15 protein-coding genes are annotated in these 22,565 nt (G+C 70.8%); 5 read left to right on the plus strand and 10 right to left on the minus strand.

The features are described from left to right. Window positions 1-143 precede the first annotated feature (143 nt). Window positions 144-689 (minus strand): DUF2378 family protein, encoded by a 546-nt coding sequence (locus D7V93_RS04460; protein WP_120642164.1) that lies wholly within the window; start codon window positions 687-689, stop codon window positions 144-146. Between the two features lie 295 nt (window positions 690-984). On the opposite strand from D7V93_RS04460, the gene D7V93_RS04465 reads away from it, so the two are divergent. Both D7V93_RS04465 and D7V93_RS04470 read left to right on the plus strand, forming a co-directional pair. Beyond that, window positions 985-3,144 (plus strand): Ig-like domain-containing protein, encoded by a 2,160-nt coding sequence (locus D7V93_RS04465; protein WP_158623646.1) that lies wholly within the window; start codon window positions 985-987, stop codon window positions 3,142-3,144. A 31-nt stretch (window positions 3,145-3,175) separates the two neighbouring features. Further along, complete coding sequence (locus tag D7V93_RS04470) at window positions 3,176-4,369, plus strand: LamG-like jellyroll fold domain-containing protein (protein WP_147451040.1); 1,194 nt, start codon at window positions 3,176-3,178, stop codon at window positions 4,367-4,369. A gap of 3 nt (window positions 4,370-4,372) precedes the next feature. On the opposite strand, the gene D7V93_RS04475 is transcribed toward D7V93_RS04470, so the two are convergent. Together D7V93_RS04475 and D7V93_RS04480 are read right to left on the minus strand one after the other, a co-directional pair. Further along, complete coding sequence (locus tag D7V93_RS04475) at window positions 4,373-5,323, minus strand: PEGA domain-containing protein (RefSeq protein WP_120642167.1); 951 nt, start codon at window positions 5,321-5,323, stop codon at window positions 4,373-4,375. Beyond that, window positions 5,320-7,038, minus strand: a complete 1,719-nt coding sequence (locus tag D7V93_RS04480) for a serine/threonine-protein kinase (protein ID WP_120642168.1) — start codon at window positions 7,036-7,038, stop codon at window positions 5,320-5,322. The genes D7V93_RS04475 and D7V93_RS04480 overlap by 4 nt, the downstream gene beginning before the upstream one ends. On the opposite strand from D7V93_RS04480, the gene D7V93_RS04485 reads away from it, so the two are divergent. After that, window positions 7,037-8,359, plus strand: a complete 1,323-nt coding sequence (locus D7V93_RS04485) for a sigma 54-interacting transcriptional regulator (RefSeq protein ID WP_120642169.1) — start codon at window positions 7,037-7,039, stop codon at window positions 8,357-8,359. The two genes, D7V93_RS04480 and D7V93_RS04485, sit on opposite strands and share 2 nt — an antisense overlap. A 4-nt stretch (window positions 8,360-8,363) precedes the next feature. Here D7V93_RS04485 and D7V93_RS04490 read toward each other — a convergent pair whose 3' ends face one another. Beyond that, window positions 8,364-9,383 (minus strand): serine/threonine-protein kinase, encoded by a 1,020-nt coding sequence (locus tag D7V93_RS04490; protein WP_158623647.1) that lies wholly within the window; start codon window positions 9,381-9,383, stop codon window positions 8,364-8,366. A gap of 153 nt (window positions 9,384-9,536) precedes the next feature. On the opposite strand from D7V93_RS04490, the gene D7V93_RS04495 reads away from it, so the two are divergent. After that, window positions 9,537-11,366 carry a fibronectin type III domain-containing protein gene (locus tag D7V93_RS04495; protein ID WP_120642171.1) on the plus strand — a complete coding sequence of 610 codons (1,830 nt, stop codon included), beginning with the start codon at window positions 9,537-9,539 and terminating at the stop codon, window positions 11,364-11,366. Between the two features lie 51 nt (window positions 11,367-11,417). Here D7V93_RS04495 and D7V93_RS04500 read toward each other — a convergent pair whose 3' ends face one another. Both D7V93_RS04500 and D7V93_RS04505 read right to left on the minus strand, forming a co-directional pair. After that, a complete protein-coding gene (locus tag D7V93_RS04500; RefSeq protein WP_120642188.1) occupies window positions 11,418-11,879 on the minus strand; it encodes an SMI1/KNR4 family protein in 462 nt (153 codons plus the stop codon). A gap of 10 nt (window positions 11,880-11,889) precedes the next feature. Next, complete coding sequence (locus D7V93_RS04505) at window positions 11,890-12,408, minus strand: hypothetical protein (RefSeq protein WP_244237104.1); 519 nt, start codon at window positions 12,406-12,408, stop codon at window positions 11,890-11,892. A gap of 289 nt (window positions 12,409-12,697) precedes the next feature. Between D7V93_RS04505 and D7V93_RS04510 the strand changes: the two genes are divergently transcribed. Beyond that, on the plus strand, window positions 12,698-14,155 hold the full coding sequence (locus D7V93_RS04510) for a hypothetical protein (RefSeq protein ID WP_120642173.1): 1,458 nt from the start codon (window positions 12,698-12,700) through the stop codon (window positions 14,153-14,155). Here D7V93_RS04510 and D7V93_RS04515 read toward each other — a convergent pair. Genes D7V93_RS04515 through D7V93_RS04530 form a run of 4 tightly spaced genes read right to left on the minus strand, consistent with a single transcriptional unit; the run spans window position 14,138 to window position 22,559 of the window. Next, window positions 14,138-17,791 (minus strand): nSTAND1 domain-containing NTPase, encoded by a 3,654-nt coding sequence (locus tag D7V93_RS04515; protein ID WP_120642174.1) that lies wholly within the window; start codon window positions 17,789-17,791, stop codon window positions 14,138-14,140. The two genes, D7V93_RS04510 and D7V93_RS04515, sit on opposite strands and share 18 nt — an antisense overlap. Next, window positions 17,788-19,821 (minus strand): CHAT domain-containing protein, encoded by a 2,034-nt coding sequence (locus D7V93_RS04520; protein ID WP_120642175.1) that lies wholly within the window; start codon window positions 19,819-19,821, stop codon window positions 17,788-17,790. The genes D7V93_RS04515 and D7V93_RS04520 overlap by 4 nt, the downstream gene beginning before the upstream one ends. Before the next feature lie 26 nt (window positions 19,822-19,847). Continuing rightward, window positions 19,848-22,013 carry a M48 family metalloprotease gene (locus tag D7V93_RS04525; RefSeq protein WP_120642176.1) on the minus strand — a complete coding sequence of 722 codons (2,166 nt, stop codon included), beginning with the start codon at window positions 22,011-22,013 and terminating at the stop codon, window positions 19,848-19,850. A 24-nt stretch (window positions 22,014-22,037) separates the two neighbouring features. Continuing rightward, complete coding sequence (locus tag D7V93_RS04530) at window positions 22,038-22,559, minus strand: hypothetical protein (protein WP_120642177.1); 522 nt, start codon at window positions 22,557-22,559, stop codon at window positions 22,038-22,040. Between the last annotated feature and the right edge of the window lie 6 nt (window positions 22,560-22,565).

Raw genomic sequence — 22,565 nt, forward strand, 5'->3', positions numbered from 1 at the left:
GTGTCTGGGGGCATGGCGGCCGGGAGGGTCGAAAGGGTTCGCTTTCCCTATAGACCCGGAATTCCCCAGTAGGCCACTACAAACCGACCAGTTGGTATCTTTTTCTGAGATTACGAAAAACCTCCGGCTCCGGGGGCCCGCGCTCAGGAGGTCCAGCGCACGCGGTAGGAGCAGGCGTGGCCGTCGAAGGCGAAGGGTTCGACGTGCACGTCCTTCGCTCCGGCGCGGGTCAGCCCCGCTTCGATGATGCCCAGGAGGTAGCCGGGGTTGCCGTTGCACTCGCTCACCTTGATGGTGTGGTTCGCGCGGCCGTGGGTGAGGAGCTCCGTCTTCAGGTAGTTGTTCACCGTGGCGAAGCTCTCCTGCATGCGGGAGAGGACGCGGTCGGGCCCGAAGATGGGCCACAGGGACACGAGCGCCTTGCCCAGCAGGGTGTGCTCCATGCCGGTGATGATGCCCTGGCCGAGCCTGCGGTAGCCCTCCTGGGCGTCCACGTCCGGGTAGAGGTGGGCGGCGGTGAGGCGCAGCGCCTCGGCGAAGACGCGGCGGGGCGTGTGGTGGGGAATCTTCTCGTCCAGGTCCAGCCCGATGGCGCGCAGCTGCTGCTTGAGCTCCGGCGTGAGGCGCTTGCCCACGGAGCGCAGGAAGAGCCCCTCCACGGCATGGCGGTAGACGATCTCTTCACTCACGCGTCACCCATCCCACGCTCCCGTCCCACCGCGGGCCTGGAGCCGCGAGGAGCATCCCTGGAACCGCCCTGCATTGCACTCGCGCGGCGGGTGCGTGCGGCGTCGCGGACCTGTCCTGTCGGGAGGACAGGTCCTGTTCTCCCCGGAGGTCAGGTGCCGCGCGCGGGCAGGGCTTCTTTGGGGAAGGGCTCCGGCTATCTTCCTGAAAGTCCTGGAGTACGTGAATTGGCCCCGGACTTGCTCAGGGGGGCCGCGGGACCGTGGGTCCCTCTCCCCCGGAGTTCACCTCATGCGAATGGCTTCACCTCTCCGCCGCATCCTCGGGCTCTGTTCCCTCTCCCTGCTGGCCGCGTGCAACGCGATGCCCGGGGAGGAGGCCGAGGACGTGCTGGCTTCCGAACCGGCCGCGCTGGCCGTGCCGTCCAACTTCCTCTATCGCCAGGGCAAGCAGCTCTACCTCAACGGCGCGCCGTATCAGATGGTGGGCATGAATGCCTTTCCGCTGACGGGCTGTGGCGCGGCCCCCAATGACGCGCAGCTGGATGCCTTCTTCGCGGGCCTGCGTCCCAACAGCCTGGTGCGCACCTGGGCGTTCAAGCCGCAGGGGATGGCGCGCCTCGAGAAGGTGGTCGCCGCGGCGGAGAAGTACAACCAGAAGCTGGTGCTGACGCTGGCCGACGGGCGCAGCTACTGCGGCGAGTGGGACGGCTACAACGGCAGCGACGGCAGCGGCAAGCAGCCCTCCTGGTACTCCAGCGGCTACCGCACCAACTACATCCCCTGGGTGCGCGAGGTCGTCACGCGCTTCAAGGGCTCCGCGTCGGTGGGCATGTGGGAGCTGCTCAACGAGCCGGGTGACGCCGACACCGCCACCATCAAGACGTTCTTCAACGACGTGAGCACGACCATCAAGGGCATCGACCCGAACCACCTCATCAGCTCTGGTTCGTGGGCGCCGTGGGCCTACGGCGGCGAGGCGGGCTTCCAGTCCCTCCACGACGTCCCCAACGTCGACGTGGGCAGCCTCCACGAGTACGACTACGACTACAACAACGGCAACACCATCGTCTCCCCGCACTTCGCGCCGGCCCTGCGGGCGATGGACGCGCTCAACAAGCCGCTCATCGTCGGTGAGACGGGCATCCAGGCCGCGGACAGCGGCTGCCGCACCACGCGCACCGGGCGCCGGGACGCCATGCGCAAGAAGTTCGAGCAGTACACCGCGGGCCGCGCGGCGGCCGTCTTCGTCTGGACCTGGCAGGCCACGACGCCGTCCGGCTGCGAGCTGAACTTCGGGCCGGATGATCCGATGCTGCCGATGATCAAGGCCTTCCCCCTGCCCCAGACGCCGCCGCCCACCGGCAACACCGTGCAGCTCAACGACGGCACGGTCGGCACGGGCACGGGGCAGTTCGAATACACCGGCACCTGGGAGGTGAGCACGGGCGCGGGCAAGTTCCAGGACGACGACCACTTCTCCAACACGACCAACTCCACCTACGTGGTCCGCTTCAATGGCACGCAGGCGAAGCTGTACGCCGCGGCGGCCCCGCACCACGGCATCGCGACCGTGTCGCTGGACAGCGGCGCGGCGGTGGACGTGGACCTCTATGCCTCCGCCCGTCAGGACCAGAAGCTGCTGTGGACCAGCTCGGTGCTGAGCGCCGGGGTGCACTCGCTCACGGTGAAGGTGTCCGGCCGCAAGAACGCCGCCTCCACCGGCTACTACATCAGCGCGGACCGCGTGGACGTGGTGACCGCGGCGCAGGGCGACACCACGGCGCCCACCGTGAGCATCACCGCGCCCACCGGCGGCACGGTGGCCGTGGGCAACGTGACGGTGCAGGCGACGGCGGCGGACAACGTCGGCGTCGTGAAGACGGAGCTCTGGGTGGATGGCCAGAAGGTGGCCGAGGACACCACCGCGCCCTATGCCTTCACCTGGGCCGCGACCGCCGGTCAGCACTCGCTGGTGGCGAAGGCGTTCGACGCGGCCAACAACAGCGCGTCGAGCACCGCCGTGACGGTGACGGCGAGCGGGCAGACGACGGTCTCCGTGCAGCTCAATGACAGCGTGGTGGGCACCGGGCTGGAGCAGTTCGAGTACACCGGCACCTGGGAGGCGGGCACGGGCACGGGCAAGTTCCAGTCCGATGACCACTTCTCCAGCACCACGAACTCCACCTACGTGGTGCGCTTCAACGGCACGCAGGCGAAGCTGTACGGCTCCGCGGCGTCGCACCACGGCATCGCGGCGGTGTCCATCGACGGCGGCGCGGCGGTGGACGTGGACTTCTATGGGGCCACCCGCCAGGAGCAGAAGCTGCTGTGGACGAGCCCCGTGCTGAGCGCGGGTACGCACTCGCTCACGGTGAAGGTGTCCGGCCGCAAGAACAGTGCGTCCTCCGGCTACACCCTCAACGCGGACCGGGTTGATTTGACGGTGCTGCGCTAGCCGCCCGGTGTACGGGCCCTTCCTGGAAACCATGCTGCTAGACTTCATCCAGATGCGTGCGGGAAGGGCCAGGCAGTCGGTGTGGGGCGGGGTGCTGGGGGGCTGTCTGCTCCTGTCACCCCTGCCCGCCGCCGCCTCCGACTGGTTCGCGGACGACTTCGAGACGGGCACGTTGGTCGCGGAGGATTCGCCCGCGGGGCGGTGGGACGATGCGGTGCCCGTCAGCCCCAACACCCTCGCCAGCGGGACGGCGGGGGCCCACCGGGGGCGGTACGGGTTCACGGTGGTGGACCGGGCGGGTGTCTCAGGTTCGCAGGCGAGCATCAATGCCCAGCGGGCTCCGCTGTCCTCCGAGTTCCACATGCGCTCGTGGCTGCGCATGCGGGCGGTGGGCACGGAGGGGAACGTGGTGCTGATGCAGGGACTGCCGGCGCTGGTGGAGCTGCGGCTCGTCCTCCTACCGGAGCTCCGCTGGGAGCTGGCGGCGCGGAACGGTTCGGGCCGGACCTACGTCAGCCTGCATGGCTCGGAGGTGGAGGCGGAGCGCTGGTACCTGGTGGAGTTCGGTGTCCGGGGACTGGGGACGACCTCCGGCGAGGCCCGGCTGTGGGTGGATGGGATTGAACAGGGGACGGCGCTCACCGGGCGCGACTTCCGCGACGCAGCCAACGTGCTGGACCAGGTGATGGTGGGCGAGCCGTGGAGCGACACGGGGACCTTCACGGGCTCCCTCGACTTCGACGACGTGCGGGTGAGCGCCGCGCCCATGGCCAGCCGTCTGGAATTGCGGCAACCGGTGGCTGCATCCGGATCGTCGAAGTGCATCGCGGTGGATGTGTCGCTGCGGACGTCCGCCAATGGGGCGCTCGCGCCCGCGCCCTATGACGCCGAGGTGGCCCTGGCCTCGAACGGCGGCGCGGGCGACTTCCACGAGGATGCGGATTGCGGATCTCCCGTGACGCGGCTGGTCCTTCCCACGGGTGTCTCCGAGCACCGCGTGTACTTCCGTCCCACGGGGCCGGAGGGCGCGGTGACGTTGGCGGCGTCGCATGCGGACTTCCTTCCGACTTCGCTCGCGGTCGAGCCTTCCAACGTCCTGCCGAGCGATGGAGACGATGACGGGGGCGGGCCCTGGACGTGCGCGTCGGCGCCTGGGGCCTTCGGGGCGTTGCCGCTGCTGCTGGGGGCCTGGCTCTGGCGCGTACGCAGGCCGCGAGCGCGCTGAAGCCTATCGGCCAGGCGTGAAGCGCAGGCCGGAGACGCCCAGCAGGTGCGTGCGCTGGTACGTGTCGCTCGACGGGAGCCAGCGTCCGCTCAGCTCCGCGAAGACGTCGAACTTCCGGGAGAGGGGAAGGCTTGTGCCCAATGAAAGCCCACCGCCGAGCAGGGCAGGGCCTCCCAGCGCATACCCATCCAGGGAGAGGAAGAAGGTCAGCGGCCCCACGAGCCGGGGTGCCTGGGCGCCCAGGCGCGCGGCTGCGCCGAACCGGCTTCCCACGGTGGCGTTGAGCTCTCCAAAGACATACGTGCCGGAGAGCCTTGCGCCGGCCTCCATGCCCGCGCCCGACAGCGGGGACAGTCCCAATGCGGCCCGCACCTGCGCGCTGAACGCGAGCGTGGAGACGAAGGACGCGGACTCCGGAGCAGGCGGCGGAAGGACGACGCGCACCTGCTCCGTCCGGCCGGGGCGCACCTTGACCTGGAGCGTGGTCAGCCCCGGGCCCACGTCCAGCGTGTGCGTGCCAATGGGGACCGACCCCTGCCACGGGGCCTGCCCGAGCCGGCGCCCGTCCAGGTGTACCTCCGCTCCGGAGGGTTCGACGTCGACGGCGAGCACGCCCTGGAGCCGGCCTCGCAGGCTCTCGAAGAGCGTCACGACGGTGGGCTGCACGCGCTCCGGATCCAGGTGCGCGTCCGGGTCCGCCTCGAGCGCCTGGGCGAAGGCGGTCTCCATCTGCGCGTATTGCCGGAGGGCCGCGTACACCTCGCCCTGGACCAGACGCAGGCGCGCGATATGTGTTTCGTCGCGGGTCTGTCGTAGCCCTGCTTCCACGCGGGACAGCGCGGCTTCGAAGTCCGCTTCCGACAAGGCCTGGAGCGCCGCTTCCAGTTCGCGGGGCTCGGTGCCGGGGGGCGCGGAGGCGAGCAGCAGGGACATCAAGAACCAGGAGGCACTCATGGACGGAGCTCGATGCGGACCACGGCCTTCGTTCCCGGGACGATCTCCACCTGTCGCTGCTGGGGCGCGAAGCCGTCGCGCTCCACCCGGACGGAGTGACGCCCCTGGGGCAGCTCCAGGGACACGGGCGTCGCCCCGTGATGTTTGCCATCCACGCTGACGTCGGCCCAGACCGTCTTGCCGTCATGCACGGTCACCACGCGCAGCTCGCCCTGGCCCTGGGTTGCCACCTGACGGGGAGCATTGCCTTTGAGGGGCGACGGCGCGGACCTGGCTGGGATGCGAGCCCGGTGGGTGGGGGCCGTCTTGGATACAGGCGCGGCGGTGGTGCGTGGCTCTGGCGTGCTCGCGGCGTCCGTTGCCGAGGCCGCTACCGGCCCGGGTGCCTTCGGCGCGGGCATGGTTCCTGGCACGTTCGCAGTATCCGATGCAGAGGCCGCCATCAGGTCGGGTTCCTTCGGCGCGGCCCCTGACACCGGTGTGTTCGAGGCGCTCGACGCGGTGGCTGCGAGCAACGCGTGTGCTTCGGTCTTGGCGGGCGCCTCGGGGCTGGACGATGCCGGAGCCCCGTGCATGTTCCACAGCGTGAGCGCGCCAAAGAGCAGCGCGGCCACACCCACTCCCCCCAGCGCCGCCAGGGACAAGGGCCGCACGCGCTTCCGCCAGGGCAACCGGACAGCGTGCGCCGCCGGTGTCACCGAAGGGCCGGCCCCCTCCAGAGGACTCGCCGCCACACGCTCCGCGTCCTCCATCGCCGCGAGCAGCGCGAGTGCCCCCGCATGCCTCTGCTCCGGATCCATCGCGGTGACGCGGACGAGCACCTCCGCCAGCGGCAATGACAACCACGGCGCCTGATCCCGGAGCGCCCGCGCCGCATCGCGTGGCCCCTCCCCGAGAAGCCGACACGTGGTCGCGGGCGGCAGGCCCGTCAGCGCCTCCAGCAACACCAGACCCAGCGAGTACAGGTCCGCGCGCCCGTCGACCGCTTCACCCCGCGCCTGCTCCGGCGCCATGTAGCTGGGCGTCCCCAATCGCAAGCCACTTCGGGTGGCCTCCTCGCCCCGGTGCTCCCAGAGGATGCCGAAGTCGAGCAGCGTCGCGCGGCCCCCGGGCGACAGGAAGATGTTCGCGGGCTTGATGTCGCGGTGGACGCAGCCGCGCTGGTGGATGAAGTCCAACCCCGCGCAGAGCTGCCGCGCCAGGGCGAGCACCTCCGCGACAGGCAGGGGACCGGGTACCGACCGCAGGTAGCGCGCCAGTGACATCCCCTCCAGGTGCTTCATCACGATGAAAGGCCGCCCGCGCTCCTGACCCACCGCGTGGATGGGTGTGATGTGCGGGTGCTCCAGCCGCGCCATCGCGCGTGCCTCCCGCTCGAAGCGCGCCACGCTCTCCGGATCCTCGCAGAGCGCCTCGTGGAGCAGCTTGATGGCCACGGTGCGCTCCAGCGCGACGTCCAGGGCCCTGTACACCTGCCCCATGCCACCCGCGCCCAGCAGCTCCTCCAGCCGCCACTTGCCCTCCAGCAGGTCCCCTGGCGTCAGCGAGCGCCGCGCTGACGTGCGGGCACGCCAACCGGCCTCGCCCACGTGCTGGGTGATGGCGGTGCACTCGGCGCACGGCGACCCCGCGAAGGGGAGGGGAAGCCCACAGGTGGCGCACGATGAGGGTTGCTTGTGGAGCGCCATGGGCGGCCCTATGTTGCCATAACCCATGGGCGCTTCCTCCACCGAGCCGCTCTCCCCTGGTGCCCTGGCGGAGGGGCGGCCCGACTCGCGCGGCCCCCGCTTCCGCGTCGTCGTGGAGACGGGTCCCGACGCGCGGCGGGAGCTCCTGCTGGAAGGCACGTTGCTGGTGGGCACCCAGGTCGAAGGGGGCCTCCAGCTGAGTGACCCGACCGTGTCCCGGGTCCACCTGGAGCTGCAGGCCCGGCCGGAGGGCGTGCGGGTCCGGGACGTGGGCTCGCGCAACGGCACGTGGTCCCTGGGCGTGCGCATCCACGAGGTCACCGTCGCCGGCGAGGCCCGCTTCTCCCTGGGCAAGACGACGCTGCTCGTGGTGCCCGAGGCGTCGGACGATGCAGGAGCGCTCACGCCCCGCACCGCGTTCGGACGCGCGCTGGGCCAGAGCGCCGCGATGCAGCGACTCTTCGGCGTGCTGGAGCGCACCGCGCGCTCCTCCTTCTCCGTGCTGCTGCTGGGCGAGACGGGCACCGGCAAGGAGCTGCTCGCGGAGGCGCTCCACCAGCACTCGCCCCGCGCGGCGAAGCCCTTCGTCATCGTGGACTGCGGCGCGGTGGTGCCGTCGCTCATCGAGAGCGAGCTGTTCGGACACGCGAAGGGCTCCTTCACGGGCGCGCACGCGGACCGCCAGGGCCACCTGGTGAACGCGCATGGCGGCACGGTGTTCCTCGACGAGGTGGGCGAACTGCCGCTGGAGCTCCAGCCGAAGCTGCTCCGCGTGCTGGAGTCGGGCACGGTGCGCCGGGTGGGGGACAACGCCACGCGGGACGTGGACGTGCGCGTGGTGGCCGCCACGCACCGCGACCTCAAGGCGGAGGTGGCCGCGGGCCGCTTCCGCGCGGACCTCTACTACCGGCTGGCGGTGGTGCCGGTGCGCGTCCCCGCGCTGCGCGAACGTGCCGAGGACATCCCCCTGCTCGCGCGGCACCTCTTCGAGCAGGCGGGCCATCCGGACTTTCCACTCACGGACGCGCTGGTGCAGCGGCTGGTGGGCTACGACTGGCCGGGCAACGTGCGCGAGCTGCGCAACTTCGTGCACCGCGTGCTCGCGGCGGGGGACGTGGACCTGCCGGACGCGCAGCCGGTGAGCACCGTCACCGCGCCCCGGGACCTGAGCGGGCTGACCTTCAAGGAGGCCAAGGAGCAACTGGTGGAGGCCTTCACCCGCGAGTACCTGACCGTGCTGCTCGTGAAGTGCGACAACAACATCTCGGAGGTGGCGCGCACGGCGGGGCTGGCGCGCAGCCACGTCCACGGCCTGCTGCACCGCTACGGGTTGAAGGCCGGCGGCTGAAGCCTCAGCCCTTCGTGCGCGACGTCGCGTGCGAGGACCCGGCGCTGAGCGTGGCGGTGGCGGGCTCCCGCGCGCGGTCCTGGTCCCACGGCAGCCGTCCCGCGCCGGGCAGGAACGGGGCCACCAGCTCGGCCAGCTCGGGCAGGCCCACCAGCGGGGCCCCGGCGCGCAGCGACTGGTCGAGCGCCGTCCGCAGCTCCAGCAGCGAGGGGCGCTGCGAGGGCGTCTTGGACAGCGCCGCCGTCACGTTCTTCTGGAGCGGCGCGGGCACGGCCGGGCGCACGGCCCCGAGCCCACGCGGCACCTCCGTCAACACCGCGTCCATGGTGAGCGCCGGGCTGTCGCGCCGCAGCGGCTGCACGCCGGAGAGCAATTCAAAGAGGGTCAACGCCAGCCCATGCACGTCCGTCAGGGCGTCCAGCGCTGCCTCCCGGAGCTGCTCGGGCGCGGCGTACTCCAGCCGGGCCTTCACCTGCCCGGGCTGCGTCTGCGTCAGCCGCCCCGTTCGCCGTGCAATGCCGAAGTCGAGCAGCTTCACGGCGCCGGTGTCGGCGATCATCACGTTGCCGGGATGCAGGTCGCGGTGGATGAGCCCCAGCGGCTGTCCGTCGCGTCCGCGCAGCGTGTGCAGGTGGGCCAGACACTCGGCCACGGTCGCGGCGATGCGCACCGCGTGGGGCCACGGCAGCGGCCCCAGCCCCGCGGCGCGGCGGGCCTCCAGGAGCTGCGCCAGCGTGAGGCCATGCACATACTCGAACACCAGGAACAGCAGCCCGTCCTGCTGGCCAAAGGCACGCAGCCGCGCGAGGTACGGGTGGTGGAGCAGGGTGGAGAGGTGGGCCTCGTCCAGGAACTGCCGCACCCACGCGTCGTCGCCCGCGACCTCCGGACGCATCCGCTTGAGCGCCACCAGCCGGTCCGGCCCCACCGCGCCCTTCACCTCCGCGAGGAACACCTCGGACATGGCGCCCAGGGCCAGGCGCTTGAGGAGGACGAAGTCATCGAGGTTCGGGCCCTGCGGCATGGGCGCGGACCTTAACAGGCACGGCAATCCGAGCTGGGACGACACGTTCAACCTCACGAGGCTTCCTCCCAAGAATCTTTCGGGACGTTTGACCCGAATTGACGGGGTCGGTCCTCCCTTGGGCCGCACCTTCTCCCTGGGAGGCTTCACCCCATGCATCCCCCTCGTTCCCCCTCCCGCGCGCTCCGGTCCGCGCGGATGGCCACCGCCACGCTGCTCCTGCTGCTGTTCCCCGCCCTGGCCGCCGCGGCGGACCGCGGTGCCTGGGCCCCGGGCGTCGCGTACGTCGTGGGCGACATCGCGTCCTATGGCGGCAAGGGCTACGACTGCCGGCAATCCCACACGTCCCTGACGGGCTGGGAGCCGCCCAACGTCCTCGCCCTGTGGCTGGAGCGCACGGGCAACCCGCCTCCGGACACCCAGGCCCCCACCACCCCCTCGGGGCTGACGTCGCCGTCCAAGACGTTCGACAGCGTGTCGCTCGCGTGGAGCGCTTCGTCCGACAACGTGGGCGTCACGGGTTACGAAATCTTCGTCAACGGGGGCGCGACGGCAGCGGTCACCAGCACGGCGGCGAATGCCACCGTGACGGGGCTTTCGGCCAACACCACGTACACGTTCACCGTGAAGGCTCGCGACGCGGCGGGCAACCGCTCGGCGGCGAGCGCGGCGTTCAGCACCACGACGCCCACGCGGCCCCCGGTGGACACCCAGGCCCCCACCGCGCCCGGCTCCCTGCGCTCCACCGGCGTGACGGCCAGCAGCGTCTCCCTGGCGTTCAACGCGTCCTCCGACAACGTGGGCGTCACGGGCTACGAGGTCTTCGTCAACGGCGGTACGACGGCCGCGGCCACGAGCACGACGACGAGCGTCACCGTGACGGGCCTCGCGGCGAACACCACGTATACGTTCACGGCGAAGGCGCGGGACGCGGCGGGCAACCGGTCCTCCGCCAGCAACAGCGTCGCCGCGACGACGAGCAACACGCAGCCTTCGGGCAGCAAGGTGCTGGTCGGCTACTGGCACAACTTCGACAACGGCTCCACGAACATCCGGCTGCGCGACATCTCGTCCAAGTTCAATGTCATCCAGGTCGCCTTCGCGGAGCCGGTGACGGGCGCGGGTTCGGGCACCATGGGCTTCACGCCGTACAACGCGACGGTCGCCGAGTTCAAGGCAGACATCGCCACGCTCAAGGCGCAGGGCAAGAAGGTCCTCATCTCCCTGGGTGGCGCGAATGGCACCATCCACCTGGACGACGCGGCGGCGAAGCAGAACTTCGTCACCAGCATGCAGGGGCTCATCAACACGTATGGCTTTGACGGCCTGGATCTGGACCTGGAGGGCAGCTCGCTGGCGCTTGGCGCCGGGGACACCGACTTCCGCAGCCCCACGACGCCCCGCATCCTCAACCTCATCGCCGGCACCCGGCAGCTCCTCAACGACAACGGCGCGGGCTTCCTGCTCACCATGGCGCCGGAGACCGCCTACGTGCAGGGCGGCTACGCGGCCTACGGCGGCCCGTGGGGCGCGTACCTGCCGGTCATCCACGCGCTGCGCGACCGGCTGACGTACCTGCACGTGCAGCACTACAACACCGGCACGGTGACGGCGCTGGACGGCCGCGCCTACGCGCAGGGCACGCCGGACTTCCACGTGGCCATGGCGGAGATGCTGCTGCAGGGCTTCCCCGTCGGGGGCAACGCCAGCGCTGTCTTCCCGGCGCTCCGGCCCGAGCAGGTCGTCATCGGCCTGCCGTCCTCGCCGCAGGCCGCAGGCGGTGGCTACACGACGCCCGCCAACGTGCAGAAGGCGCTGGACTACCTGATGAAGGGCCAGTCCTTCGGAGGCACCTACGTGCTGCGCAAGGCAGGCGGCTACCCGGGCTTCAAGGGGCTGATGACCTGGTCCATCAACTGGGACAAGTTCACCAACTTCGAGTTCTCCAACAGCCACCGCGCCTACCTGGACACCTATCAATAGGTCGGTGATGCCGCCGCCCACCGGGTGCATGCCGGTGGGCAGCGGCAGCCGCTATTCATCCAGCCAGAAGAACGCATCTCCACTGGCCAGTGCCTTCTCCAGGAACTCACGGAAGGACACGGCGATGGGGCGCACGCCTTCGGGGAAGGTCTCGTGGTACCCGTCGAGGAGCGGGTAGCGGCCGTCCTTCGGGTGGGCCACGTCGAGGATGACGTAGTCGGAGTCCTGGAGGTCGACGAGGGTGTACCAGGACGCCGGGCCGAAGCTGTCGTCGTCGCGCGGTCTCATGGCGACCCGTGCGCGTTGGATTTCAGCGAGCGGGAGCAGGTGGTAGTTGGCGTGCGGGAAGCGCTTGAAGAGCGTGGCGCCATCGCAGTGCAGGTAGAAGGCTCGCAGCTCCGGATCCAGCGTCCACCCAACCCGTGCCTCGAAGGCGGCAATCTGCGTGGGCGTCGCGGGCGGGTTGGGGAAGTGGTGCCGGGTGAGCTCGGCCAGCAATGGGGCCAGGGGCATGGCGGCGTCCTCAGTCGGCATAGGGACGGTCCGGCCCTACCGCGCGCCATCTTCCTCCAGGCGCATAGCAGGCGGGGTACTCGGAGCTGAAGACGTTGTGCACGTCCTGGGGTGTGGGCAGCACGTTGTTGGGCGCGGTGGGATCGCCTCCGTGCACCAGGTCGAAGATGTGGTGCCCTGGCCAGGGCTTGCCATTGCTCGCCGCGGGCCACGCTCCGTATTCGTTCCCCCAGGACTCGCGAAAGGCCTCGCGTGCCCGTCCCCACGTCGTCCGGCGGCGCTCTCCGTCCGACACCTTCGGAATGTCGCAGCAGCAGTGGGTGATGGCGAGCCGCCCGCCGGCGGCTGCGGGGAAGACCAGGAAGCGGCCCTCCCAGTCTCCCTTGATGTCTGCCAGCCAGATGCAGCCCATGAGGGCATGTCCCTGCGCCGCGCACTTCGCCTCGCAGCGAGACATGAACGGGGCGCTGCACTGCCAGGGACCGTAGTAGATGACCGTCCGCACCCGACCGCCGCCCGGGCCAGGCATGGGTGGGCCCACCCACTTCGCGGACGCGGGGCTGCCGACGGTGCCGAGGGTAGCCGAGCCGCAACCGGCCATCACAAGAAGGGTGGCGCTTGCCACGCGTTGCATGTGCCGGATGGCGCTCATTTCAAGCGTGATAGCGCGGCAGGATCCGCAAGTGAAGTCAGGGTGGCGGCAGCGGTCCGTTGCGTCTTCGGCGAAGATGCGGGGGCACCGAGTTCGCCAGGCCGCTGCACACGGGGTCACCGACCTTGTGCCGCGGTGCTGACGTCCTCCCACCGTGAGCCGAAGGATGCCCGAGCCCGTGAAGGATGACGCGCTGCAATTGCTGCTCGCGCGCGCTGACGACCGCCGGCCCGTGCTGGAGGAAGGGCTTCCGGCGGAGTCCACCCGCGACGCACCCAGGCCCGCGCTTCTTCGCCGTGCCGAGGGCACGCTGGAGAGCCCCGACGCGAATCCGAATGACCTGGCCGCGCAGCGCTGGGGTGTCATCGCGCCCCTGGGCACAGCGGGCGATGCCATGCTCCGCGCCATCGAGCCGCTCCTCCAGCACCGCGCGCAGGAGCAGGGCGCCCCCGTGATGCGCTACCGCGTCCCTCTCGGCATGGATGCGGATGCAGCGGTGCGGTGGAAGGAGTCGGTGCACCGGGCCGAGGACGTCCCCGAGGAGGAACGGCCGAAGTACCTGCTGCTGCTCGGGGACCTGCCCGACGTGTCCATCGAGTTGCAGCACGTGCTCGCGCACGGCGCGTTCGTGGGGAGGCTCCACGTGGGGCTGCCCGATGGCGAGCCGGACCTCGCGGGCTACACGTCCTACGCGGACAAGGTGGTCGCGGCCGAGAAGCGGGGCGCGCCTCCGGAGGCCCCCGACATGCTCCTCTACACGGCGCGGGATGGGACGACGGCCACCACCTCGGGACACAAGTTGTTGGTGGAGCCGTGCCTCCAGGTGATGGAGACACGGTGGAAGGCGAAGCGGCCCGCGCTGAAGGTCCAGGAGGTCCCCTACGCCTTCGCCGGCTCGGAAGCGCTGCTGGAGGCCGCGGCCGAAGCGCGCTCGGCGGTGATGCTCACGGTGGCGCACGGGATGGGGCGGCCCTCGAAGGGCTGGGCCTCTGCGCAGGAGCAGCGGGCGATGCAGGGCGCGCTGACGCTGGGCGGAGGTCCACCGCTCACGGGCGCGCTGCTGCGGGACACGCCCTTCCTGCCCGGGGGCATGTGGTTCAGCGTGGCGTGCTTCGGCGCGGCCACCCCGGCGGACAGCGCGTTCCACGCGTGGCTGGCGCAGATCGCCAAGGCCGGCGGGTTCGCGGGCCGCCCCGCCTCCGTGCTGCACAGCCTTCCCAGGGCGGGCGAACGTCCCTTCGTGGCGGCCTTGCCCCAGGCCCTGCTGGCGAATCCACGAGGCCCGCTGGGCATCATCGGCCACAGCGACCTGGCGTGGACGCTCGGCTTCCTGGACACGGAGGACATGACGCGCAGCCGCGCCTCGCGTGTCCTCTCCGCGCTCCAGGTCCTGTCCAATGGCAGCCGCGCGGGTGTCGCCCTGGACGCGCTGATGAGCGCCTACCGCAGCGTCAACGACGCGCTGCTGGAGGGCTACCGGGCCCGGCAGGACGCGCAGTTGTATGGCGTTCCGGACCCCGTCGACCCGAAGCGACAGGGCTACCAGTGGATGCTGTGCAATGACTTGCGCGGGTACCTGCTGCTCGGAGACCCCGCGGCGAGGCTGTCAGGGCAGCAGCCGTAGGGTCGGTGGTGGCGTCACGAGCGGATCCCTTCCCTGGACGCGCTCACACTCCGCATAGGCGCTCCGCGCCTGCTCCTCGCCTTCGTCCAGGTAGCTGCGACGTACATCCGGAGGAAGGCAGTCCTTGTTGACGGCCCGAAGCCGCCGCTGAAGCTCCGCGACATCCAGGGGCCACAGCTGCGCCGGTCCATCGGCGCAGACCGTCAGGACCTGGTGCCCGTCCGGACTGAACCCGGCGGAGGCGACCTCCGAATCACAGCCCTGGAGCACCAGGGGCAGGCCCGTTCCGTCCGCTCTCCAGACGCGCGCGTTCATGTCACCCGAGGTCGTCACCACCCACTGACCATCCGGGCTGAAGTTCGCGGAGTAGACACTGCCCAGGTGCCCCTGGAGCACCACGGGCGTGCCCGTTCCGTCCGCCTTCGACACCCGCGCCGTCCCGTCCGCCGAAGCCGTCACCACCCACCGGCCATCCCGGCTGAAGCCCGCGGAATAGACATCACCCGCATGCCCCTCGAGCACCACGGGCGAGCCCTTCCCATCCGCCCGCCACACCCGCGCCGTCCCGTCCTGGGAAGCCGTCACGACCCACTGACCGTCCGGGCTGAACTCGGCGGAGTGGACGGTCCCCGCATGCCCCAGGAGCACCACGGGCGTGCCCGTTCCATCTGCCCTCAGCACCTTCGGAGTCCGGGCCGATGCGGTCACGATCCACTGACCGTCAGGGCTGAACCGGGCGGAGCTCGCTTCGTCGTCCCCCAGCACCCGGGGCGTCCCGCTCCCGTCCGCCCTCCACACCTGGGGCGCGCCCCCGAGCCGGATCGTGGTCAGCACCGACTGGCCATCCGGACTGAACCGCGCTGATCCGATGGGCCCGAGCGGGTCCCTCATCACCACCGGAGGGCCCTTCCCATCCGCCCGCCACACCCGCGCCCTCCCGTCCTCGGAGACCGTCACCACCTGTTGTCCATCCGGGCTGAACCCGACCGACGAAACGGGGCCCGCGCGCCCAGCGAGCACCACGGGTGCTCCCGTCCCTTCCGTGCGCCAGACGCGTGCCGCTCCGTCGGCGCCCGCCGTGACGACCCGCTGCCCATCCGGGCTGAAGCTCGCGGACTGGACCGTGTCGACCGCCTCTTCTGGTCCCTGGAACACCACGGGAAGCTCCGGTCCGCTCGCCTTCCAGACCCGAAGCATTCCATCCCTGGATGCCGTGATGATCCGCTGCCCGTCTGGACTGAACCGCGCGTCATCGACCCAGCCCTGGTGCCCCTTGAGCAGTTGGGGAGTGCCCGTTCCATCCGCCCTCCACACCCGTGCGGTCCTGTCCATGGACGTGGTCACCACCCACCGGCCATCCGGACTGAACCCCGCGGACATGACGGAGTCCGCATGTCCTTCGAGCACCACCGGCAGGCCCGTTCCGTCCGCCTTCCAAACCCGCGCCGTCTTGTCCGCGGAAGCCGTCACCACCCACTGGCCATCCGGGCTGAACCCCGCGGAGTAGACGTTACCCGCGTGTCCCTTGAGCACCACGGGCGAGCCCTTCCCATCCGCCCGCCATACCCGCGCTGTCTTGTCCTCGGAAGCCGTCACCACCCATTGCCCATCCGGGCTGAACTCGGCGGAGGAGACGGGCTTCGCGTGACCCTTGAGCACCGCGGGCGCGCCCTTCCCATCGGCCCGCCACACGCGCGCCGTGCCGTCGTACGACGCGGTCACCACCCGCCGCCCATCCGGGCTGAAGCGCGCCGACAGGACCGAGGCCTCGTGCCCGGCCAGCACCACGGGCTTGCCGGTTCCATCCGCCCGTCGCACCTGCGCGCTCGTATCCGCCGACGCTGTCACCAGCCACTGGCCATCCGGACTGAACCTCGCGGAGTGGACGGTGTCCTCGTACCCCTGGAGCACCACGGGCGTGTCCGTCCCGTCCGCCCGCCACACCCGGACGGTGGCGTCCTGGGAGGCGGTCGCCACCCATTGCCCATCCGGGCTGAACTCGATGGAGCCGACGACGCCCAGATGGCCCGTCAACTCCACCGGCCTGCCCGTGCCGTCCATGCGCCACACCCACGCCGGTCCCTCCATCGAAGCCGCAGCCACCCACTGGCCATCCGGGCTGAAGGCCGCGACCACCAGGGGCTGTGTCCCCTGGAGCGTCACCTCTGGGATGGGTTCCTTCAGGAAGTCATGCGCCAGCTGCGTCCACCACCGCGCCTGCGCGGGTTCGGGCACCTCCAGGAGCACCTGGGTGGCCATCGCGGTGTAGCCGCGGCCCTCCAGGTCGCGAGCCCCCGTCATCAATGCCAGCCCCCGCGCGTCTCGCGCCTGCTTGACGGCGTCCTGCTTCGCCTGGTCCGCGGCGCCCCTCGCCTGCTCCGCCGAGGACCGCTCCGTCACGGCCCAGATGAGCAGCAGGGTCATCATCACCGCCACGCCCGCCGCCACCGAGGCCAGGACGATGAGCTTGCGCCGCTCGGCCGCTTCACGCCGGCGCCGTCGCTGCTCCGACTCATGCTCGATGCGCTGCTGCTTGAGGTCGAACACCTTGCGCGCGAGCCAGTCGTGTCCCAGTTCGAAGTACCGGCTGCCCTGGTGCTGCTCCGCGTGCAGCACCGCCGCCGCTTCCAGGTGCGTCAGCACGGCGTCCGCGTGCTGGGGCGGCAGCTCGGCGCGGGCCTCCTGCTCCGTCAGCAGGGTCCGGCTGCCGTCGCTCGCGATGAGGTACTGCTCCAGCAGCCGGCGCGCCGCCCTCTTCTTGTCGGAGCCGAGCGCATCCAGCGTCGCCTCCAGGTAGCGGTGCACCATCGGCTCCGCGGCGACGGGCTCCACGGCCTGCCCCCGCGCCCGCTCGTCCCACAGCGCCCGGCAGACAATCTGCGCGAACGCGGCCTGCACCTCGGCGTCGTCGTCCTGTTCGCTTTGACCCGCCATCCGCACCTGCCGCATCAGCCCGCGCACCTCCTGCTCGGACCACGGCTGCGTGGGCAGGCCCTTTTCGGTGGCCAGCCGGCACGACACCTTCACCATCTCGCCCACGGTGAGCGGCCCCAGCCGGAAGCCCTGCTCCAGCAGCTCGCGCCTGCCCCGCACGCGGTCCCGGAAGCGCCCCAGGTAGTCCTCGCGCATCGCCAGCACGAGCTGCAGTCCACGCACCGGCTTGCGCGCCAGCGCGTCCAGTCCCTTCAGCAGCGCGCCTGTCGCCTCCACGTCGCGCCCCGGCAGGAAGAGCTGCTCCAACTGATCCAGGTAGATGAGCACCGGCCGGTCCGAGCGCTGCGAGGCAAGCTCCAGCGCCGCGTCCAATGCCTGCACCGTCCCTGCCTGCTCCGGCGGCGGCCCCAGCTCCAGCTCCGTGTGCATGGTGCGCACGAGCCGCGCCAGCGGGGCCTCTGCCGCGAGCCACCCGTCGATGCGCACCGTGCGGAACTCGTGCGCTTCCTCCAGCAGCGGAATCACCCCGGCCTGCATCACCGACGACTTCCCCGCGCCCGAGGGACCGAAGAGCGTGAGGCACGGGTGCGCGAGGATGCGGTTCACCAGCCGCTGCGTCACCGTCTCCCGGCCGAAGAAGCGCTCGCGGTCCGCCGCGCGGTAGGGCTGCGGCCCCAGGAAGGGATTCACCGGGCCGCTCATCGCGCGCCTCCCGGCGTCCCCGCGCCGAGGACCTCCGCCACCGCGCCCGCTTCCGCCTGCACCACCTGGACGCCCGCGCCCGCGGGCAGACCCCGGCCAGACTTCCACGACTCCGCCTCATGCACCCCGGGCTCCAGCAGCACCAGGCTCTTGCGCGGCAACGGCCGGCGTCCGAACAGCCGCGACAGCAACATGCGGTGGTGCCACGCCAGCAATGACAGTCCAATCAGCAGCGCGGGCCGGCTGTCCATCGTCCCCAGGATGGCGTCCGCCAGGTCCGGCGGCAGGACGGACTCCAGGTCGCGCACGCCGTGCAGGTAGTCGTCCTCCGTGAGCAGGGGTGTTTCAAAGACGCGGTCAGGCAGGTAGCCCCGGTACAGCCGCACCAGCGCCACGTCCCGCGATGGGTCGAAGTCCGAGGGCAGCGCATCGAGCGGCTCCCAGTCCTGCCCCGGCAGGCGACGTCGGATCAGCGCGGAGCCCTCGTCAGGCGTCGAGGGCTGGATGACGTAGAGCGGCAGCTCCGGCCGGTGCAGCGCGAGCGCCTGCTCCAGCACGGGCATGCGCAAGAGCGTGATGTGCACGCCCGGCTTCAGCCGTCGCGCCAGCGCCTCCACCAGCGGCAGCGTGGGCGCCGCATCGCGGAACACCTCCTGGAAGTGCGAGTCCAGCGTCTTCGGCCCGAAGCGCAGCGTGAACCGCTGCGCCAGCGCGCTCATCGGCAGTGCCTCCGGGACGGCCCACGGCGTGCCCCGCATCCGACCGTGCAGCAGCTCCCGCAGGTCCTCGTCCGTGGCGCCCCCGTGGTCGCCCAGCACCAGGGAGAAGGGCCGTGAAACCAGGTCCGTCAGCCCGCGCAGGGACGGGTCCTCTCCGCGCACCGGTTCGGCCTGCACGGGCGCGCGCGGCGCGGCGTTCGCCCGGGCGGGCCGGAAGGAGAAGAGGGTGGTGTCACTGCCCCGCAGGTACAGCACGGGGGAGAACGCCTCCGCGCTCTCGCCGAACTCCGTCAGCACCGTGCTGCGCGCGTCGTGGAGGCAGCGGGCCACGTCGCCCCGGTGCCGGGTGTCCCCCACCAACGCGCGGTAGAAGGCCCGTGAGCACGCACTCGCCACGTCTGTCTTCACCGGCCACAGGTGCGCCACCACCGCGTCCGCGCCGCCCTGCGCGAGCAGCTCCGCCGCGCTCGTCAGCGCCCCCGGTTGCGCGCCCTGACAGGCTTCGAGCACCACCAGGCGCAGGTCGCCCCGGAAGGCTCCCGTCAGCTCCTTCGCCAGCAGCTCCACGGGAAGCCACGCGGGCGCGCCGTCCACATCCGTGAGCTCGAGGACCGGGGCGCCCCGCGCGTCCACCCCGCCATGACCGATGAAGTGCAGGATGTGCGGCGCGGGCTCTGAGCGGAGCCGGTCGATGACGTAGTCGCGCCGCGAGCGGGGCCCCACGAGCGGCTCCATCCACTCCAGCGCGCCGGAGTCGATGGCCGGCTGGAGCATGGCGCGCAGGCGGGCCGGCGCCTCCGCGTCCAGCGGCGACACGACGAGCAGCCGCACCGCCCCCGTCACCTCGCGAGGAAGCCACGGCTTCGTGGACTGCACCCCGCGCACGATGCACAGCTCCGGCGAGATGCCCAGGAAGTCGAGCGCCCCGAGCGGTCCACAGAGCGCCTCCCAGGGGAGGGCCTGGAGCTCGCGGTCGCGAGGCAGGAGCCTGAGCAGCAGCGGCTTCTTGCTCCCGGTGTTGCGCAAAACGCCCCGCAGCTCGAGCAGCACCTCCTGGAGCCCATCGCGGAAGAGCGCGGAGTGCAGCGCCCGCGCCTGCTCGGGAGACTCCAGGCGGCTCCCTCGCACGGCCGCGTCCCGCACCCACTCGCCGAAGCGGCGGAGGGCCTCGGGCGAGTGCGCGGGCCCCAACGTGTGCGGTGGGGGTTGTTGGCCCCCGCTGCCCCGCGCCGTGGCGCTGACCTCATCGCCTGCCCGCGCGAGGTCGACCTCCAGCCAGAATCCGGGCGCCGCCGTTCCACTCGTGCTCATGAGCGCGGCAGCCTACCCCTTCCGCTTCAGGGGCCCGAGCCTGCCCGCCCGGCCCCCCGCACGGCACACACGCCCAGTGCCGCGACCAGCGAGAGCACGGCCCCCAGATTGAGGACGAACTTGAGCGTGAGCCAGGCGAAGGCCGGGTCCGCGTTGCCACCGAAGAGGAGGTTCAAGCCCAGCACTCCCGCCGTCATCAGGGCCCCCGAAACACTGGCCGTGAACAGGCCCTGCAGGACCCCGAGCCGGGGTGCCCTGGCCGCGGCCAGGGCCGCCGCTGCCGCCTGCAGCACCGCCGCGAACCCGACCTGCCCTGCGAAGAAGACCGCCACGAAGAGCTGGGTGCGTCGCGTCGCTTCATCCACGCTGGAGACCAGCACGAGCCGGACGAACAGCAGGACGAGGCAGAACACCAGACCGGCAATGACGCCCCGTCTCCAGTCCAACTGCCACCGGCCTGGACGCGGCGGCACGAGCGGCTCGGAAGACGTCGCAGCGGCTTCGCTCCGCTGGGGCCAGAACCGTGCTGCCCAGGGGAACGCCCATGCGACCACCGTCGCGAGCAGGAAGAGCCCGGAGGAGCTCAGCGTCAAGAAGCCGTGTCCACCCACCAAGAGGGCGAGCTGACCCAGGCCCACCCTCTCCTTCAGGGCCTTCACGCTCTCGCGGAGCAGCGTGAGTTCGGAAAGCCACGCCACCAGGGCGGCGCTCGCGAGGATCAGGCAGGCCGCGCATGCCAGGTAGCGCGCACGGGAGGCCCCGACCACCGCCAGCCACTCCAAGGCGCAGACCGCCATCCACTGGAAGAGCAGTGCCAGGCTGGCCACTAGCACCAGCGCCCAGGGCAGGCTCCCGAGGACATACCGCGCGAAGAGCGGGATGGTCGTCGTCTCGAGGGCCTTGTCGAACGACAGGAACTCCCCCAGCACCAGGCCCACGCCCAGGCAGAGCGCCAGCTTCGGCCCCACCCCGCGCAGGGATTCTCCGCGCCTCGAAGCCGAGAACGCCGTGCGCCAGAGGCCCAGCCCGGTGATCCCGATGGCCAGGGGAATGAAGGCAAGCGCCGCCCCCTCGCGGGTGAAGTTGCGCAAGGGGGTTCCCGCAAGCAGCCACATCAGGAACTGGTCCATGTCGGCGAAGGCGACCATGGCCAGCAGCCCTACCGCGAAGGCCTCTCCCCAAGCGGGACGGGACAGAAGCTGCTCCCCCGTCAGGACCCGGACGCGGCTCTCCGGGGGCGGATGGTTGCGCAGCAGCTCACGCCAGCGCCCACCCTTCGGCCGCGGCAGCGCGGCCACCACGCGCTCCAAAGCCCCCTCTGGCCCCTGTAGCTCCGAGGCACGCAGGTCGGCATAGAGCTCACGAACCCGCAGCACCGAGTTGCGCACCAGCACGACCAGCCCCGTGAGTACGACCATCCGCCAGGCGGTATGGAGCGTCCAGGGCCAGGCGAACTTCATCGCCTGCGTGAGGCCCTGGAGGACATAGGGGAGGAGGGCCACCAGCAGGAAACCCCACCAGAGCGCGACGGAGAAGAAGGCCTTTCCCACGTCCGCGTTGCGCAGGTGGGCCAGCTCATGACGCAGGACCGCGTCAAACAGGGAGCGGTCGCTCTGGAACTGCTTCACCAGCCCGCCGGAGAGCGCCACCCAGTGACGGCGCGTCCGTCCAAAGACATGCCCACTGGGTGAGGGATTGAATGGAGCGAGCATGAACCGGGGCTGGCGCAGGAGCCCGGCCTCGCGACACAGCCCGTCCAGGTGGCCCCTCAGCTCGGGGAACTGGTTTCCCTTCAATGGCACCAATCCCTTTCGTCGAAGGGTCCAGGCAGGGAGCAGCCAGAAGAGGACCGTGCTGACGACCAGCAGCAACGCCATTCCGACAGAGATTCGCAGGGCCAGCGCCTTCACATAGGGCCGCATGCACGCTGCTTCCACCGGGCTCGTCATCTCAACAGGGGGGTCGGCCGTTTTCAGCCTGGCCATCGCCCCCTGGATTTGCGCCTCCGCCGACTGGAAGGAGGTCTGCATGCAGGCCTCATCCGGGACGGCGCCCACCGGGAGGGTGCGGAAGAAGAAGGTGCTCGCACCGAGCACGGAGACGAGCAGCAACACGAACCGGAGGCTCGTGTTCGAGGGAAAGGCGAAGGCCTCGAGCCGGGGCGAGACCCCGGGAAAGGGAGTGGACGCCATGAGACACCTCGTCAGGCCCGCCCCTCAAGCGGAGGGCTGCTGCACCGCCGTGGCCGCCACCATGGACAGACTTCCGACCATGGAGTCGGCGAGCAGCTGGGCCTTGTCCTCCGGGAGGTTGACCTGGTGTGCCTGGATCAGGGCGATGGCGTGGACCTTCACGAGCAGCTCGGGCGTCAGCCCTTGAAGGACCGCCTTCGGCGGGTGCGTCTGTGCTCGCGAGGGTTTGAACCACTGGAAGACGCGCTGGACCAGCGACTTCAGGAACCCCGAGCCTTCCTCCTGGAGGTGTTTGCTCAGCTCCCGTGAGATGAACCGGGCGACCTCGGCGGCCACCTTCAAGGCCACCGGGGTGATGAGCATCGCGGCGTCGGCGACGCCGAAGCCCAGGGGTTGTTCCTTGGAGGACGGCTGCGCGAGCGCGCGTTCCGGGTCGCGGAAGTAGACCTCGCTCATGGCTCCGAACATCGGGAGCTCGTCGGGGGCACTCCGGCTGACGAAGGCTTGCGCCAGCTCAGCCGTCAGGTCCCTCTCCTGCTCATTCATGGTTCC

The sequence above is a fragment of the Corallococcus llansteffanensis genome, from assembly GCF_003612055.1.
Classification (GTDB): Bacteria; Myxococcota; Myxococcia; order Myxococcales; family Myxococcaceae; genus Corallococcus; species Corallococcus llansteffanensis.